The sequence below is a fragment of the Acidobacteriota bacterium genome (assembly GCA_039028635.1).
Lineage (GTDB): Bacteria > Acidobacteriota > Thermoanaerobaculia > Multivoradales > JBCCEF01 > JBCCEF01.
Map to the genome: position 1 here is coordinate 36,203 of JBCCHV010000045.1, position 16,473 is coordinate 52,675.

The 16,473-nt window shown below is 68.4% G+C and carries 10 protein-coding genes; 5 read left to right on the forward strand and 5 right to left on the reverse strand.

The window, feature by feature from the left end; genetic code table 11:
- Positions 1–2 precede the first annotated feature (2 nt).
- The gene (locus AAF604_17355; GenBank protein MEM7051441.1) at positions 3–1,331 is read left to right on the forward strand and encodes a sigma-70 family RNA polymerase sigma factor; all 1,329 of its coding nucleotides are present in this window, start codon (positions 3–5) and stop codon (positions 1,329–1,331) included.
- A 36-nt stretch (positions 1,332–1,367) separates the two neighbouring features.
- Here AAF604_17355 and AAF604_17360 read toward each other — a convergent pair whose 3' ends face one another.
- Complete coding sequence (locus tag AAF604_17360) at positions 1,368–2,732, reverse strand: alkaline phosphatase (GenBank protein MEM7051442.1); 1,365 nt, start codon at positions 2,730–2,732, stop codon at positions 1,368–1,370.
- 349 nt (positions 2,733–3,081) lie between these two features.
- Here AAF604_17360 and AAF604_17365 point away from each other — a divergent pair, with 349 nt between their 5' ends.
- The gene (locus tag AAF604_17365) at positions 3,082–5,292 is read left to right on the forward strand and encodes an IPTL-CTERM sorting domain-containing protein (protein MEM7051443.1); all 2,211 of its coding nucleotides are present in this window, start codon (positions 3,082–3,084) and stop codon (positions 5,290–5,292) included.
- Positions 5,293–5,295: 3 nt separating this feature from the next.
- On the opposite strand, the gene AAF604_17370 is transcribed toward AAF604_17365, so the two are convergent.
- Complete coding sequence (locus tag AAF604_17370) at positions 5,296–5,706, reverse strand: OsmC family protein (protein ID MEM7051444.1); 411 nt, start codon at positions 5,704–5,706, stop codon at positions 5,296–5,298.
- Between the two features lie 152 nt (positions 5,707–5,858).
- Positions 5,859–9,494 (reverse strand): hypothetical protein, encoded by a 3,636-nt coding sequence (locus AAF604_17375; GenBank protein ID MEM7051445.1) that lies wholly within the window; start codon positions 9,492–9,494, stop codon positions 5,859–5,861.
- A gap of 156 nt (positions 9,495–9,650) precedes the next feature.
- On the opposite strand from AAF604_17375, the gene AAF604_17380 reads away from it, so the two are divergent.
- Positions 9,651–11,297 carry a CRTAC1 family protein gene (locus tag AAF604_17380; protein ID MEM7051446.1) on the forward strand — a complete coding sequence of 549 codons (1,647 nt, stop codon included), beginning with the start codon at positions 9,651–9,653 and terminating at the stop codon, positions 11,295–11,297.
- A gap of 75 nt (positions 11,298–11,372) precedes the next feature.
- On the opposite strand, the gene AAF604_17385 is transcribed toward AAF604_17380, so the two are convergent.
- A complete protein-coding gene (locus AAF604_17385) occupies positions 11,373–12,161 on the reverse strand; it encodes a VOC family protein (protein MEM7051447.1) in 789 nt (262 codons plus the stop codon).
- A gap of 198 nt (positions 12,162–12,359) precedes the next feature.
- Between AAF604_17385 and AAF604_17390 the strand changes: the two genes are divergently transcribed.
- Complete coding sequence (locus AAF604_17390; GenBank protein MEM7051448.1) at positions 12,360–13,376, forward strand: cysteine synthase family protein; 1,017 nt, start codon at positions 12,360–12,362, stop codon at positions 13,374–13,376.
- 88 nt (positions 13,377–13,464) lie between these two features.
- Positions 13,465–14,916 (forward strand): FAD-dependent oxidoreductase, encoded by a 1,452-nt coding sequence (locus AAF604_17395; protein MEM7051449.1) that lies wholly within the window; start codon positions 13,465–13,467, stop codon positions 14,914–14,916.
- Here AAF604_17395 and AAF604_17400 read toward each other — a convergent pair.
- Positions 14,913–16,004: a hypothetical protein gene (locus tag AAF604_17400; GenBank protein MEM7051450.1), complete on the reverse strand. Its 1,092-nt coding sequence runs from the start codon at positions 16,002–16,004 to the stop codon at positions 14,913–14,915. The genes AAF604_17395 and AAF604_17400 overlap by 4 nt on opposite strands.
- Positions 16,005–16,473 lie beyond the last annotated feature (469 nt).

Consider the following 16,473-nt stretch of genomic DNA (forward strand, 5'->3'; position numbering starts at 1 on the left):
CGATGACTGACTCGTCCGGACGGACTCCCGGCTCGCAGGCTGCCGTCGGAGAGTCGATCGACCATCTCTTCCGTCACCAGGCGGGGGAGATGGTCGCCGTTCTGACGCGCATCTTCGGGCTGCGCCATCTCGATCTGGTCGAGGACATGGTGCAGGAGGCGCTACTCCAGGCCCTGCGCCTCTGGCCCTTTCGGGGAATGCCCGACAATCCCAGCGCCTGGATCATCCAGGTGGCCAAGAACCGGGCTCTCGAGGTGCTGCGGCGGCGCGGCCGATGGCGCGAGGAAGGACCGCGCATCGAGGCCCTGCTGACGCGTCTACCGGATGATGGTGAATCGCCGCCGCCGGCCTTCGCCCGGGAGGTGCGGGACGATCAGCTGCGCATGATCCTGGCCTGTTGCCATCCGCTGCTCAAGCGTGACGATCAGGTGGCCTTGACCTTGAAGACGGTGGGAGGCTTCTCGGTGGGGGAGATCGCTCGCGCCCTGCTGACCCGCCGCGCGACCATCGCGCAACGTCTGGTGCGCGCCAAACGCCGTCTGCGCGATGCTGGTGTCGAGCTCGCGATGCCCGAGTCGGCGGATCTGATCGCGCGCCTCGAGGTGGTTCACGAGATCGTCTACCTGATGTTCAACGAAGGGTGGGACGCGGCCGAAGGCGAGTCCCTGGTGCGCCGTGATCTGCTCGCAGAGGGTCTGCGCCTGAGTGCTTTGTTGGCCGCCCATCCCCTGACCTCGCTGCCGTCCACCTATGCCCTCGCGGCGCTGTTGAGGTTCCAGGCGGCCCGCCTGTCGACCCGCGTCGACGGTGCCGGTGATCTTCTCCTGATGGCAGATCAAAACCGCTCGTGCTGGGACCGCTCCTTGATCGCCGAGGCCCTGGACTATCTGCTGCGCGCGGCTCGCGGAAGCGAGCTCACGCCCTATCACTATCAGGCCGAGATCGCGGCCTGTCACGCCACGGCGGAAACCTATGACTCCACCGATTGGGGCCGTATCTTGAGCTGCTACGACGGGTTGATGCGCTCTGCGCCGTCACCGGTCGTGGCGCTCAACCGGCTGGTGGCCCTCGCCCAGGCGAAGACGCCGCAGGAGGCTTTGGAGCAGGGGACCGAGGTGTTCTCCGATGCCGCCCTGGCGACCTACCTCCCGGCCTGGGCCACTCGTGGCGATCTGGCCGCGCGATGCGGCCTGCGGGACGAGGCCGAGACGGCTTTTCGGCAAGCCCTCGCCCTCAGTCCGAGCCCGGCCGTCCGTCGCCATCTCGAGAAACGTATCGCCCGGCTCCGGGCCTCTGCGGAATCGACCGATTCAGTGAGCGGGTCCGGCTAGGTTGCCGGGGATCGTAGGTGCGTTTGGAGGTGGCTCTCAGCCGTTCGGAGCGCCCCAGCCGAGCAACGCCCCAAGGCGTTGCGGGATCTCGGTGTTGTCGAGGGCGCCACTGAAGCTCTCGGCGCCGGGGCCGCCGGCGTAGAGGGGAACGTCGTCGCCGGTGTGTCCGGCGGTGTTGAAGCTGTCGATTTTCGGCACCCAGGTGACGCCATGGCGCTCGGCGAGCAAGTTGCCGAGGGCGCGAGCGGCCTCATACTTGTCGCCGATGACGCGGATTTCTTCGAGAGTCTCTTCCGGCAGGTCTTCGTAGCCCATCCAATCGCGGACGTCCTGCGCCGGCGCCGGATCCTCGGCGTCCTGGAGTGAGGAGACCGTCCACTCGATCGAAGCCTGCTGGCGTTCGGCCGCTGCCCAATCGACGAAGTCGTTGACGGCGAGGCCGCCGGTGGCGTGGTCAGCGGTGAGCAGAATCAGCGTGTCGGGGTGCTCTTTCTGGTAGTCGAGGACCACCTGCACGGCGCGATCGAAGGCCTCGACCTGGGCGGCGACGCCGGCGGCGTCGAAGTCGTGACCGGCGTGGTCGATGCGGCCACCTTCGAGCAGCAGGAAGAAGGACTGGCCATCGCGGCCGAGGGCCTCGAGGGCGATGCTCGCGAGCTGATCGAGGGGCGGCGTGCGCAGGCTCTCCGGCAGGCGTTCGCGGTCGAGCTCGAAACCGAGGTGATTGCCCGCGAACAGGCCGAGGAGGCGCTCCGGTGGCCGCTGGCCGAGGTCGGAGTCGTAGTTCCAAACCGTGTAGCCCTGCTCGCGAGCCTCGTCGAGCAGGTTGCGGCCGTCCTTGCGACGACCGAAGTCGACCGGCGACACGAAGTCTCGGAAGCCACCCCCGAGGGCCAGATCCGGAGCCTGCTCGAGAAGGTCGACGGCGATCTGGTCGGCGTCGAGATAGCGGTTTTCGACGTGGGCGTAGAAACCGGCCGGCGTGGCGTGGGTGATCGCCGTGTTGGTGACGTAGCCGATCTTCCAACCGTTTTCGCGCGCTTGCTCGCTGATCGTCTTCAGGTGGTTGCCGTCGGGATCGATGCCGAGCTGGCCGTTGACCGCCTTGACGCCGGAAGCGAAAGCGGTGGCGGCGGCGGCGCTGTCGGTGACGGCGTTCGAGGCCGAGTAGGTCGAGACCATACCGATGACCGGCAGCGATTCGAAGGCGAAGCGCTCACCGACCTCGAGGGCTTGCCGCCGGGCATAGGCGATCTGGGCGGGGCCCAGGCCATCGCCGATGATCATCACGACGGCGGTGGGTCGCTCGCCGGAATCGGTCCCGGCGCCGCCGCAGGCGAAAAGGCCGGGGACGAGCAGAACGAGTGCCATGATCCAAAGGCGAGTGGGTGCAGTGCGCATGGTATTTCCTCCCTCGAAAAGACCGTCATCGGCTGGACGGCTGAGCATAGCGGCAGCCTACCGTAGAAGGTGCATGTGACCCTTCGGCGTCGACGGTGCGACAGGAAGCGCGGCGAAATCCTGTCGGTGCCGGGGCGGAATCCACAGCGCGGTGCCGGCACCGGCCCGATCATGGCCAGCGGGCGAACCCGCTGCCCGTTCGCCCGGGGTGGCGGAAGACGGCCTTCGAGAACCACTCCATGGTTCGTGGGCCGCGAAGGTTCCTCGGCTCTTCCTGGGAACGGAACCTCGCCACGCTCCTCTTCTCTCTCGACACCCCCGTATCATCGCAAGGGAAGAGGAGTGGATGATGATCGAGATCGTAGAGGAGAAGGGCGCGGCGGCGGAAGTTTCGAGTCGCCGATGGAGGGCTCGCGGGCTGAGCTTTGGGGCAGCACTTCTGACCATCGCTTGTGGCTTGGTGCCGGCCGCTGCCGCCTCGCCGGGGGTGTTCTTCGAGGTCAATGGCGGGCAGCTCGATCCGCAGGTTCTGCTGTCGGCTCGGGGACCGGGCTATGGTGCCCATCTGCTGGCCGACGGAATCGTCCTCGACGCCCACGGGCCGGCGGCGCCGATCGCCTTCAAGTGGGGAAGGGCGGAGACGGTGCAGCCCCGGGGAAGCCTGCCGGGGCGCAGCCACTACTTGCTGGCAGACCGCCATGTCACCGGCCTCGTGCATTTCCGAGAGGTGCTCTATCGGCGGATTCGGCCAGGGGTCGATGTGCGGCTGCACGGCTCGCCGGGCGCTCTGCGCTATGACTTCGAGCTCGCCGCCGGCGTCTCGCCGGAGGGGGTTCGAATGGCCGTCGAGGGTGCTTCCAAGGTCGAGCTGGCGCCGGATGGCTCCCTGGTCGTGTCGTCGGCGGCCGGTGGCCGCTACCGGCAGGCACCGCCGATCGCCTTCCAGCAGGTGGCGGGAGAGCGCCGGGTGGTGCCCAGCTCCTACGTCCTCGAGTATCTCGAGGGCGCGGTCGAGGTCGGTTTCCGGGTGGCTTCCTTCGATCCCTCGCTGCCGCTCGTGATCGACCCCACGGTGTTGGTTTTCGCGAGCTTTCTCGGCGGTACCGGCGTCGATGTGCCGGTGCGGGTGAAGTTCGACGCGGACGGCGACCTCTATCTGGTCGGGACGACCGATTCGCCGGACTTCCCGGTCGTCGGGGCGGCGCAGCCGGCCACCGGCGGCGGTCGCGATGCCTTCGTCAGCAAGCTCGCTTCCGATGGCGGAACGGTTCTCTGGTCGACCTACCTCGGCGGCAGCGGCGACGAGTTCGGGATCGACGTCGCGATCGATCAGGCCGAGAATGTCTACGTCGTCGGGCAGACCGATTCGCCGGACCTGCCGGTCACCCTCGGGGCTTTCGATGGCGCCTGCGGCTCTGACGGGGCCTGCGATGGCGGTCAGCCGGACGCCTTCTTCGCCAAGCTCGCTGCCGCCGGCGACCGCTTCGTCTACCTGAGCTTCCTCGGCGACGATCGCTGGGACCGGGCCAATGGCGTCGCGGTGGCGCCGAACGAGTCCCTTTATGTCACCGGGTTCACCGAGTCGCCGGCATTTCCGGTCCCGGCAGGGGCGTTCCAGCCGGCGTTGGCTGGCCGCCAGGACGCTTTCCTGATCCACCTCGACGACACCGGCAGGAACTTGGTGGCCGGCACTTTCCTGGGAGGAAGCGACGACGAGGCCGCGAGCACCGTCGCGCTTTCACCGAGCGGTGAGATCACCCTGGCGGGAGCCACCTTCTCGGACGATTTTCCCTTGGCCGGTAGTCCCGCACCCTTCCAGAGCGTGCGCCGCGGCATCGCCTCCGATGCCTGGGTGGCTCGCCTCGAGGCCAATGCTTCGGCCCTGGTGTACTCGACCTACCTGGGAGGAACGGAGCTCGAGTTCGTGCTCGACGTCGACCTCGATGCGGCGGGCAATGCTTGGGTGGGGGGCTACACCCAATCGGACGACTTTCCGGTGCAGGCGGCCGGGGGGCAGGCGGTGCCCTTTCAGCCGCGGCTCGGAGGCGGCCGTGATGGCTTCTTCGCTGCCCTCGAGCCGAGCGGCGCGGCGCTCCAGGTGGCGAGCTACTTCGGGGGCGTCTTGACCGATGAGATCTTGTCGCTGACCCTCCTGCCGGAGGGCGGCCTCGCCGTTGCCGGCTCGACCGCCTCCCCGGATCTGGCGGTGCGCGATGCCTTTCAGGATCGTCTGATCCGGGGCCGCGACGGCTTTGTGGCGCTGCTGCGCCAGGAAGCCACGGAGCTCGCCTTCGGGACCTACTTCGGAGGTGAAGGGGACGACTTCATCAACGGCGTCGAGCAGCTACCGGCCGGTGACTTCGTGTTCGCCGGGTCGACCGACGAGGGGCTGGCCTTTCCGATCGCGCGCCCCTTCCAGCCGACCTTCGGCGGGGGCGTCGACGGCTTCGTGGCGCGGCTGCGCTATCAGCCGCCGGCGGTCGAGATCCCGACCCTGTCGAGGTGGGGGCTGTTGGTTTTGGCGCTGCTCTGCGCCGTCGCGGCTCGCCGCTGGTTGTGAGTCTCAGCTGCCGTAGTCGAAGATCACCGGCCGCTCGAAGTCGGGCCGCAGGGTGCGCTGCACCGGGCAGGTCATGGCGGCGCGCTCGAGGAAGGTGCGCTGCTTGCCGTTGAGGCCGGCCGGCATGCGGATCCGGATCGGCACCGACTCGACCCGCCGCGGCGCCAGACTCATGTGCTTCTCGAGGCTGAAGCCCAAGCCGGCGCAGTCGATGCCGTCGCGCTCGGCGGCGATGGCGATCAAGGTCACCATGCAGCTGCCGAGGGCCGCCGCCACCAGGTCGGTGGGAGAGAAGGAGCTGCCATCGCCTTGATTGTCGACCGGCGCCGCCGTGGTCAGGCTGGTGCCGGAAGGACCGTGAGTCATGTTGACCTTCAGGTTGCCGGCGTATTCTCCGCTGATCTCGACCGCCATGCTCGTCTCCTGGTAGTCGGCGCTCCTGGCGCCTCGGCATCGGCCCATGTTGGTCCGGTGTGGGACGGAATCTATCAAGAGTCGGCGCCTCCGGGAGGGCTCGCCAAGGGCGGTCTGCAGACCGCCCCGGGTGCTTCGCCGGCGGCGGGGGTCTACTGCACAGCGGTCGTCCAGGCGGTGGTGTCGCCGGACTCGAAGCTGTCCGCGAAGATCAGGCTCGGGTCGTTGCAGACGGAGCCTTCGATGACTTCGACGTCGTCCACCCACCAGCCGTCTCGGGATACCGAAGCGTCGCTGGTCATGCGCCAGCGGAAGCGCACCGAGGTGCCGGCGAAGTCGGCGAGATCGACCACCACCTGGACGAAGTCGCTGCCGTTGTTGCCGCTCCAGGCGTCGCGGCCGGCGGCCGGGTTGGTGGTGGCGGTGGCGCGGATGGTGGCGGTGTAGCCGTTGGCGAGGAAGCGGTCGGCGTTGTCGGGAATCGCGCCGCCGTTGGCGGCGAGGATGTCAAACCAGGAGGCGCCGGCGTCCACCGAGTACTCGAGGACACCGCCGTCGTAGGTCGCCTCGGTGTTGAAGCGGTGCCAGAAGCGCAGCAGGCCGGCGCCGGAGGCCAGCGCCGTGTCGCCGACCAGCTCGATGCGCTGATCGCCGATGTCGGGAGTGTCGGGCGCGAACCAGGAGGTCGGTGCCGAAGTGCTGAAGTCGGTGACCAGGGCCCAGCCGACGGTGCCCTCGTCGGTGGGGCCGGTGGTGGTGGACCAGGCCGCCGTGCCGCTTTCGAGGTCGTCCTGGAAGAGGGCGCCGAAGGGGCCGCTCGGGATCGCCGAAACGGTCGACACGTTGGGATCTTCGACGCCGCCGTTGGGTCCACCGCCGACGCCGCTGAGGGCCTCGGCGCGCACGATGTAGAAGTACTCGGTGCCGGACTCGACGTCGCTGTCGAGATAGCTGGTGGCGGCGAGGTTGGTGGCGATGCGATTGCCGTCGCCGGGCAGGAAGCCCGGCGAGGTGTCGCGATAGACGTTGTAGACCACCGCCTGGGCCGGGCAGGTGGTGGCGCCGTCGCCCCACTCGAGGCGGACGCCACAGACGATGTCCTCGCGATTGCTGGCGATGACCGCCGCGGCGTCGAAGGACGGCATTTCGTTGCAAGCACCGGTCGGGGTGATCTCGCTGCACGGCGACCGGCCGGTTTCGAAGGACCCGGTGGGATCGAGGGCCGAGATCTGGTAGCCGTAGGCGATGCCGCCGGAGACGGCGAGGTCGCTGTAGGGCGAGCCGGCCTCGCCGGCGGCGATGCGGACGAATCCGCCACCGCCGGTGCAGCCGCCCTGCTGGCGATAGATGTTGAAGCTGGCGCAGCTGCCAGCGTCATCCCACCCCACCTCGACCTGGTTGTCGGCCGGATTGCTCAGCGACGGAGCCGCCGCCAGGGCGGCCGGACAGGCGCTGATGGTGGCCTCGGCGCAGTTCGAGAGATCCGAGTAGCAGCTATTCGAAGCCAGGTCCGCGGCGGTCTCGAGGGCGACCACCCGGTAACTGTAGGGCTGGTTGTCGAGGACGTCCGAGTCGATGAAGCCGGTGGCTGCGGCGCCGAGGTTGGCGACCTGCTGGTAGCTGCGGTTGCACTCGCCGTGGTTCTTGAGGACGGTGTAGCCGCCGGCGTTGGGCACCGTCGGCCAGCTCACGTCGAGGGTGCCGGCGGTGGCCGCGGCGGTCACCACCGGGGCGGCCAGAACGGGGCAGCCGGAGCTGTTCTGATTGCCGGCGTCGGCGGCGCTGCCGCAGGCGATGGCGTGGTCGTCGAAGGCCGCGAAGATGTGGGCGGCGTGGGGCGTGCCGTTGGTCAGGTCGCCGTCGTCATCGTCCGCCGCCAGCATGGTCTGAAACCACGAGGTGGTGGCGCAGCCGTCGGACACGAAGGTGGTGGAGTTGCAGTTGAAGGCGCCGGTGGCGCCCTGCATGGCGAGGAACCAGGTGCGTTCGGTGATCAACCAGGCGGTGTCGATGTCGAAGGCCGGGCCGAGCTTGCGCACCGCCAGATCCCAGATGGCGCCGCCGCCGGGCATCGATTCGCAGTGCACCTGCTGGCCGCAGGGACCGGTACCGAAAAAGCCGCCGGGGCAGGTGCGGGTGAAGTTGTCGGGGGTGAACGGCGTGGTCACCGGTTCGCCATTGCCGTCGAGGTGTTTGGCGTAGTCCTGGTCGCGGACGCCGGTGCAGTCGGTGCAAGGGAAGCCATAGCTCGGGCACATCTGGTCCCAGAAGCCCGGGCCGCCGCAGGACTCGTGGCTGTCGAGCATGGCGAGGACGTCGGCATAGGTCTCGCCGGTGCCGCCATCGGCGGTTCCCTGAGCGTCGTTCTGATCGAGGCCGTGTCCGACCTCGTGCTGGAAGATGGCGGCGATCTCACCGGTGTTCCAGCACAGCAGATCGAGCTGAGTGTTGAAGCCTTCCTGGAAGAAGCCGTTGAAGCCTCCCGGCGGGCTCCAGTAGGCGTTGCAGGTGTCCTCGATATTGACCCGCACCTCGTGGGAGCTGTCGAGCCAGCCGTTGGCCGGCAACCAGCTGCGGCCCTTATCCTTCAGGCGCGTGGTGTGGTAGTACGCCGAGCGCGCCGCATGGGTGTTGTGCTCGTCGCCGAGGCCGTTGGTGGTGCAGTCGGCATCGCCAGCGGGATTCGGTGGTCCGATGCCGAAGTTGACGTTGTGGTTGCTGTCGGCGGCCAGCACCGGGGCCCCTGGCGTGCCGCACTGGTCGGCGATCTGGATCAGCTCGCCGTCGAGGGACGCGGTGAAGGGAGCGGTCGCCGAGAGCAGCCCCTCGAGGCTCGAAAAGCCCCCGCTGCTCAAGGTCACCAGCGGTAGCGGTCGGTTGACCTCGGTGTCGGTCCAGGTCGAGGGCTCGATGCCGCCGCGGATCCAGCCGTACTGGTTGATGTCGGCGAACTGCAGGATCTCTCCGCGGACGGCGTCGACGTGGGCCAGCCAGGTGCCGACCACGCCGGCGCGGCGGAAGGTCAGCTCCCACACCAGCCGGTGTCGCTTGCCCGGCAGGGCGCTGCTCAAGGCGCCGAGGCCGGCCTTCTCGGGCAGAAAGAGGAGCTGCGGCTCGCCGATCCAGGCGTCGCGCTTGGTGTCCCAATCGACGTACTGGGCGGTGAAGGCTTGTGCCTGCTCGCGCCCGAAGGTCGGCTCGGCGACGCTGCCTGGGCGGCGCGGGAAGATGTCCTCGCTGCCCCAGGAGACCAGGTTGCCGTGGCTGATCAGCAGGGTCAGGCGCGAGCTCGCCACCAGCACTCCGGCGGGCTGGTGCTCGAAGGTCACCACCCACAGATGGTCGCTGGCGCGAAAGGTCTTGCGATGAACGATCTCCAGCCGAGGCACCGGCAGAAGAGCGGCGTGGCGGTCGAGAAAGGCGTCCGATCGCGAGGTCACCAGAGTCTCGTCGACGCCGTGGGGTGGTGTCGGGAGCTGGTTGCCGCGGCCTGGAATCATGGCGATCGGGGCGCCCTTGACCATCGCCGGCTCGCCGGTCGACAGATCGAAGTAGACTTCTCCTCGCGGGCCCAGGGAAGGCAGGAAGGCGCTCCAGGCGGTTCGGCCCGGAAGGCGGTTCATCACCGCGGCGGCGGCGGCCACCTCACGGCCCTCGCGCATCGCCGGCATGGCTTTCTGCAGCGGCTCGAGCTCACTCCGGTGGGTCGGCCGGGTGAAGGCGCCGAGGGGCAGCGCCGACGAAATCGTCAGGACGAGGCACAGCATCCACCGGATCGACTGCCGCATTACAACCTCCGTGGGCCGTACGCCATGGGGCACAAGGGCCGAAAGGGCGGGAATCCTTTGCTTCCAGACGCTTAGGCAATCTATGAGATATGCATTCATGCTAACCGTTCGATCTTCGAAAGCGCAAGTCGACGAGATCGACTATGCTTTGGCAACATGATTTTCAGGCGTTATCTCTGGGCGGGACTCGCTGGATTGTTGTCTGCGACGGCGGTTGCGGCGCAAGGGTGGACCTTCACCGACGTCACCCGCGCGGCCGGCGTTCTCTACGAACATGGATTCGGTACGCCGCCGCTCACCGAGCCGGCGATGATGTCCGGCGGGGTGGCGGCCGGCGACTACGACCGCGATGGCTTTGTCGATCTCTATGCGGTGCGCGGCACGATGGGCCCCAACCTGTTGTTCCGCAACCGCGGCGACGGCACCTTCGAGGAGCTCGGAGCGGCCGCCGGCGTCGCGATCAGCGGTGAGCGTGGCAGTGGCCCGACCTTCGCCGACATCGATGGCGACGGCTGGCCCGACCTGGTGATCGGAGGGGTCGGCGGGACCTCACCGCGGGCCTTCCTCAACCAGGGCGACGGCACCTTCGAAGAGATCAGCGATCGCACCGGCTTCGCGACCTTCCGCAACACCTTTTCGGCGGCCTTTGCGGATATCGATCTCGACGGTGACCTCGATGCCTTCTTGAGCCATTGGGGACCGCCCGGTGCCGGCGAGCATCTGTGGCGCAACGAGGGCGGCGGCGTCTTCACCGACATCGACGAAAGCTCGGGCCTGGGCGTCGCCTTCGAGCGCGAGGATTTCAGCTTCACCCCCAACTTCGCGGACATCGACCTCGACGGCCTCCCGGATCTTCTGCTCGCCGCCGACTTCGGCACCAGCCGGGTGTTTCGCAACCTCGGCGACGGACGGTTCGAAGACGTCACCGGACCCGAGATCGACGACGAGAACGGCATGGGTGCGGCGGTCATCGACTACGACCACGACGGCGACCTCGACTGGTTCGTGTCGAGCATCTGGGATCCCGACGGCATCGTGCCCGGCAACTGGGGGATCAGCGGCAACCGCCTCTATCGCAATCGCGGCGATGGCACCTTCGAAGACGCCACCGACGAGGCCGGCGTGCGCTACGGCTACTGGGGGTGGGGGAGCTGCTTCGCGGACCTCGACAACGATGGTCACCCGGACCTCTTCCACGTCAACGGCATGCCGCTGTCCGGCGCCAACGAGTTCTTCGACGATCCGGCCCGCCTCTATATCGCCAATGGCGACGGCACCTTCAGCGAGCGCGCCGCCAAGCTCGGCGTCGAGGCCCTGCGGCAGGGTCGCGGCGTGGTCTGCTTCGACTACGACCGCGACGGCGACATCGACCTCTTCATCGCCAACAACGCCGGGCCGTCCCGCCTCTTCCGCAACGACGGCGGCGATGCCCTGGGGCACTACTTGGGGGTGCGTTTGCGGGGCGCCGATGGCAACACCTCGGCGGTCGGGGCCCACATCGAGGTCACCGTTGGCGGCGTCACCCAGCTCCAGGAGCTGCGCGCCGGCAGCAACTACGTGTCGCAGAACCCCATCGAGGCGCACTTCGGCTTGGGCTCCGCCACCCGCGTCGACGAGCTGGCGGTGCGCTGGCCGAGTGGCCGCCGCGATGTGCTGCGCAACCTCGACGTCGACCGCGTGATCGAGCTCGAGGAAGGCGCCATCCCGGCCGATATCCCGACCCTGCGCTCCTGGGGCCTGTGGCTGCTCGCCCTTTGGATTGGCCTGGCTGCCTCGAGGCGGCTGGCGCGCTCGATCACCTAGCCCGAGAAACAGAACCGCCCGCGAGCGTTGGCTTCGTGGGCGGTTCGAATCGACCTGCTGTCGGCTGGACAGCCTCTATTCGGCTGGCGGTGCTCCCACCTGGTGGAGGGCGAACATGGCGCCCTGGGGATCGCTGGCCTGGACCACCCAGTCGCCGCCCGGCACCTCGATCGGGCCGACCACGATCTGGCCGCCGAGCTCCTTGACCTTGTCCACCGCGACGTTGATGTCTTCGACCCGCGCATAGTGCAGCCAGGACGGCGGCATGGGCATTTCCGGCGTCAGGTTCATGGCGCCGCCGAGGGGCATCTCGGTGCGGCCGTAGAGCTGGTAGATGCCGGCCTCGCCCATGTCCATGGCGTCGAGCTTCTGCCAGCCGAAGAGGTCGCTGTAGAAGGCCATGGCGCCTTCGTAGTCGCTGGTCATCAGCTCGTGCCAGGAGAACTCGCCGAGCTCCGGCGGGCCGTCGTGGCCGCCGGCCTCGGCGGCCGGCGTGTAGGCGGCGAACTTGGCGCCCTGGGGGTCGAGCAAGAGGGCGAAGCGGCCGGTGTTGGGAATGTCCTCGGGGCCGTGCAGCACCTGGCCGCCGAGCTCCTTGCAGCGCGCGGCGGTGGCGTCGACGTCGGGGGTGGCGATGTAGGCGACCCAGTGCGGCGGCATGCCGCCGTCGAGCTCCTCCTTGGAGAGGCCGACGACACCGCCCATCGGCATCTCGCCACGGGTCCACATGGAGTAGTCGGCGGGGCCATCCCACTGCATCGTTCCCCAGCCGACGATGGCGCCGTAGAAGGCCTTGGCCGCCTCCGTATCGGGAGTGATCAGGTCGTACCAGACAAAGCGGCCGCGCGGGAAGTCTTCGGACATCGGGAACTCTCCTTGAAGTTGGTTCTGAAAGTGCCGGCTTGAACTAGGGATCATACGCTGTCCGCCTTGGAGTAGCGACGCGGTGACCGAGAGTCGATCATCGACCGTCGGGAAGATCCTCGGGTCGAGCAGGGAAGCGGTCACGGAATGGCCGGGGGCTGCCCCGGAAATGTCGCATTCGCTGGCTATAATCCGCCCGTGAACGAGCTGAGAGTCTTCGACCGCTTGAGCGACGCCGTCGGCTGGACACCCTTGGTGCGGCTGGGCAGGACGGTGCCGGCGCCGTGTGAGGCCTACGCCAAGCTCGAGTACCTGAACCCGATGGGGAGCGTCAAGGATCGCATCGCTCGCCACATCGTGCGCCGCGCCCTCGACGAGGGCAAGCTGCGGCCCGGCGGCGTCGTGCTTGAGGCCTCCTCCGGCAACACCGCCATGGGACTGGCGATGATGGCGGTGCTCGAAGGATTGCGCTGCCGCATGGTGGTGCGGCGCCAGACCAGTCCCGAGAAGCTCGACTGCCTGCGCGCTCTGGGGGTGGAGCTGGTGCTGGTCGACGGCGAGCTGCCGCCGGAGCATCCCGAGAGCTACAACCGCAAGGCGCGCCGGCTGGCCGAAGCGGAAGAAGGCCTCTACTTTCCCGATCAGCACAACAACCGGGTCAACAATGAGGCCCACTACCTGACCACCGGCCCGGAGATCTGGCGCCAGATGGACGGCCGCATCGATGCCTTCGTTTGCGGCATCGGAACCGGTGGCACGGTTTCCGGCGTGGCGCGCTATCTCAAGGAGCAGGATCCGACGATTCGGGTGGTGGCGGTGGATATCGAAGGGTCGGTGTTCACCGAGTACTTCCGCACTGGCCGTCGTGTCGAGCCCAAGGCCTCCTGCGTCGAGGGCCTGGGCGACGAGGAGATCATCGACTGTCCCGAGTTCGAGCTCTTCGACGACATGGTCCAGGTGTGCGACCGGGACGCCTTTCTGGCGGCTCGCGAGCTGGCCCGGCGGGAGGCCATGTTCGTCGGCGGATCGGCCGGGGCGGCGCTGGTGGGTGTGCGCCAGGTTGCCGAATCCCTCGCTCGGCCGGCGCGACTGGTGACCCTGTTCGCCGATTCTGGCTCGCGCTACCTGAGCACCATCTACAACGATTCTTGGATGCGAGCCCGCGGCCACCTCGCCGCGGCGAAGTCGGCGGCCGTTGTTCTGCCCAACCTTTAGACAGTCCCTCCTTCTGCCCCTGTCGGTACCGCCTGCCTGAGCCGGCCTCGGAGCCCGGCCGTTGAGGCCGCCTGGTAGGCTGATTGTCATGGCCGAAAGACAATTCGATCGGCGGCGCTTCGTCACCGGCCTGGGGCTGCTGGCGGCCTCTCCCTGGCTCTCCGCCTGCGGCGCCGGGACTCCGCGGCGGGTGGCGGTGGTGGGGGCCGGGCTGGCCGGCCTGACGGCGGCCTGGGAGCTGCGCGACGCGGGGGTCGAGGTGCGGCTCTTCGAAGGCTCGGAGCGGCCCGGCGGGCGGGTCTGGACCTTGCGCAATCCCTTCGGGGACGGTCTCCCGATCGACGCCGGCGCGATGAGCGCCGGCAGCGACTATCGTCACTGGCGCGGCTTCTGCGACCGCCTCGGGCTGGCGATCGAAGAAGTCCTCATGCCGACGCCCCGTCCAGACACTCTCGTCCGACTCGCGGGTAGCACCGTGCGCGGCTCGGACCTGCGCCAAGACCCCGATCGCTGGCCCCTCGACCTGCACCCGGCGGAGAAGCCGCTGGCGCCCTTTCGCCTTCTGAGCCACTATCTCCGCCCGCTGGCAGAGGAGATCGGCCAGGTCGAGGGGGTGATGGCCCCGGAATGCGCCGCCTATGATCGCCTGTCGCTGCTCGAGCTCTTGCAGCAGCAGGGCGCCTCGCCGGCGGCCCTCGGCCTGATCGAGCACTCCCTCAACTACAACCGTCTGAGCACCGTTTCCGCCTTGAGCGCGCTGCGCGATTTCTTGCGCCGGCTGGGGGACTCCGGCATCGCCCTGCGCCTGAAAGACGGCCAGGGCGCCCTGCCGGAGGCGATGGCCGCCGGCCTCGGTGGGGCGATCACCTATCGCCGCAAGCTGAATGCCGTGGTGCGGGACGGCGACGGTTTGCGTCTGGTGTTCGCTTCACCGGGGGGCGAAGAAACCTACCGCGCCGCCCGCGTCATTCTGACCCTGCCGTTCACGGCCCTTCGCCAAGTCGAGTTCGAGCCGCCTCTGCCGGCGGAGCGGCAGCGCATGATCGATGATCTGCCCTACACCCAGGTGGCGAAGACCTTCATCCCGACGAAGCGGCGGTTCTGGCTCGCCGATGGGAAGTTCTCGGTGCTCTACAGCGACTCGAAGTTCGAACGGCTGTTCGATCTCTCGGAGGGGGAAGGCAGTCGTGGCTTGCTGCTGAACTGGATCAACGGGGCGGGTTTGGCGGAGTTCTCGCAGCTGAGCGCCGAACGGCACTCGGACCAGGTGGTGGAGTGGCTGGCGACGCTGTGGCCCGAGGCGGCCGACGCTTGCGAGGCGGCGATGACCATCAATTGGGCCTCGACCTACGCCCAGGGCGCCTACGCGCACTACGCTCCCGGCCAGCTACAGGCCTTCGCCTCGGCGATTCCCCAGCCGATCGGTCCGATTCACTTCGCCGGCGAGCACACCGAGCTGGTCGCCCCGGGCCTCGAGGGGGCGATGACGTCGGGTATTCGAACCTCCGCAGAGGTGGTCGCGGCGTTGGCGCCGGGCTAACGGTCCCAGGCGTCGCCGATCACCCGGCGCAGTTCGGGCGTGGCGAGCTGAAAGTTCCGTCCCACGGTGTGGGGCGGCGGAAACCACTTCCACAGGAAGGAGCCCAGCACCCGCGGCTCGCCTTCGACGGCGTCGAGAGCGACTCGCAGGCACACGGCCTGGATGGCCTCCGCTTCAGCGCCGTCGGTGCGGTACTCCCAGGGCGCTACCGGGGCGGAGAAGGAGCGGTTGTAGCCCAGCTCCGTAAACACGATGTCGCGCTCGTGGCGGTCGGCGAAGGCGCGCAGCCGCTGCATCTCTTGGCGCCAGCCGGCAGTGATCTCGGGCTCCAGCGCTCGCGGATCCTTGAGGGCCTCTTCGGTGAGCGGGAAGTAGGCCTGGATGCCGATCCAGTCGAGGTCGTCCCAGAACTCGACGCGCTGGTAGTCGGTCCAGTTGGCGGCGTAAGTAAGGGGGGCTTTCTGGATGCGGCGCACTTTGGCGATCAGGGTGCGCCAGCGCTCGCTCTGGTCGAGGGTGCGGTCGAGCTCGGTGCCGACGGCGAAGGCGTCGGCGCCGCGGGCGGCGTGGGCCATGGCGAGGATCCAGCGCTCGTAGCTGCTCCAGAAGCGCTCCCAGGAGGCGTCGTCGTCGAAGGTGATGTCGCCGCGCCAGCGGAAGGGCGAGCGCCAGTAGCCGAGGTGCGGCTTGATCAGAATCTTGAGGCCGCGGGCGTGGGCCGCGGCGATGGGGCGCGTGATGTGGGCCGGTGGGTTTTCGGGATCGAATTCGCGAAAGCGCACGGTGCCGTCGCCGCGAATCCAGCCATAGGGGTGGATGGCGACCCAGTTGGCGCCGACGCTCTGCAGATCGTCGAGGGCGGGGTCGATGACGTCGGTGCCCCAGTCCTGACCGTCGCGGTGGGTGGAGACGGTGATGCCGCGGATGGTCGGCGAGGTGGTGGCCGATTTCGGGTCTCCGGGGGCCTTGAACTCCTTGGTCGCCGGACTGCCCGGGTTGCCGCCGGCGCTGGCCGCGGCGACGTGGGCGGGCGGCGCGGTGCAGGCGGCGATCGGGAGGAGCAGGAGGGCGATGCAGGCTCGCAGCATGGCGTTTGAGAATACGTCAAGTTCGGGGCTGGGGTTTGCGGGGCCTCGCTCCTTCGGGACCTTGACTGGCCCCGCCGACTGCTCGTGGAGGGCCGCCGGCCATCCCCCGCCGCCTGCGCGCGGTGCTCGGAACTCGCCTGGGGGTTGGTGGCTTCGCGGGTCGCGTTTGTCTTCGAAGGTTTCCTGCTTCGGTTCACTTGGTGGGCTCGGACATCTGCGCTCCGTGCTCGTTCGGCGGGGGCTGGCCGGCTCCGTGGATGTGGGCCGGCGCCGTTGGTTTGGATGGAGGGGTCGCCGGCACGGGTTGATAGGTGTGCGGCCCGTGGTTTGGGAGGTTGGTTGCAGGAGGCCGCCGGCCCACCCCCCCCCCACCCCCCGCGGGACCGACAACACCAGCGGGGTGGGGGGGTGGGGGGGGGGGAGATGGTTTTAAAAAAAATAAGGATAGGGGGAGTAGTTTGGGGGAAAC

What these genes read in the sequence shown, in the direction of transcription:
- AAF604_17355 (MEM7051441.1), top strand. Translation starts at nt 3, where the DNA reads ATGACTGACTCGTCCGGACGGACTCCCGGCTCGCAGGCTGCCGTCGGA.
- AAF604_17360 (MEM7051442.1), bottom strand. Translation starts at nt 2,732, where the DNA reads ATGCGCACTGCACCCACTCGCCTTTGGATCATGGCACTCGTTCTGCTC.
- AAF604_17365 (MEM7051443.1), top strand. Translation starts at nt 3,082, where the DNA reads ATGATCGAGATCGTAGAGGAGAAGGGCGCGGCGGCGGAAGTTTCGAGT.
- AAF604_17370 (MEM7051444.1), bottom strand. Translation starts at nt 5,706, where the DNA reads ATGGCGGTCGAGATCAGCGGAGAATACGCCGGCAACCTGAAGGTCAAC.
- AAF604_17375 (MEM7051445.1), bottom strand. Translation starts at nt 9,494, where the DNA reads ATGCGGCAGTCGATCCGGTGGATGCTGTGCCTCGTCCTGACGATTTCG.
- AAF604_17380 (MEM7051446.1), top strand. Translation starts at nt 9,651, where the DNA reads ATGATTTTCAGGCGTTATCTCTGGGCGGGACTCGCTGGATTGTTGTCT.
- AAF604_17385 (MEM7051447.1), bottom strand. Translation starts at nt 12,161, where the DNA reads ATGTCCGAAGACTTCCCGCGCGGCCGCTTTGTCTGGTACGACCTGATC.
- AAF604_17395 (MEM7051449.1), top strand. Translation starts at nt 13,465, where the DNA reads ATGGCCGAAAGACAATTCGATCGGCGGCGCTTCGTCACCGGCCTGGGG.
- AAF604_17400 (MEM7051450.1), bottom strand. Translation starts at nt 16,004, where the DNA reads ATGCTGCGAGCCTGCATCGCCCTCCTGCTCCTCCCGATCGCCGCCTGC.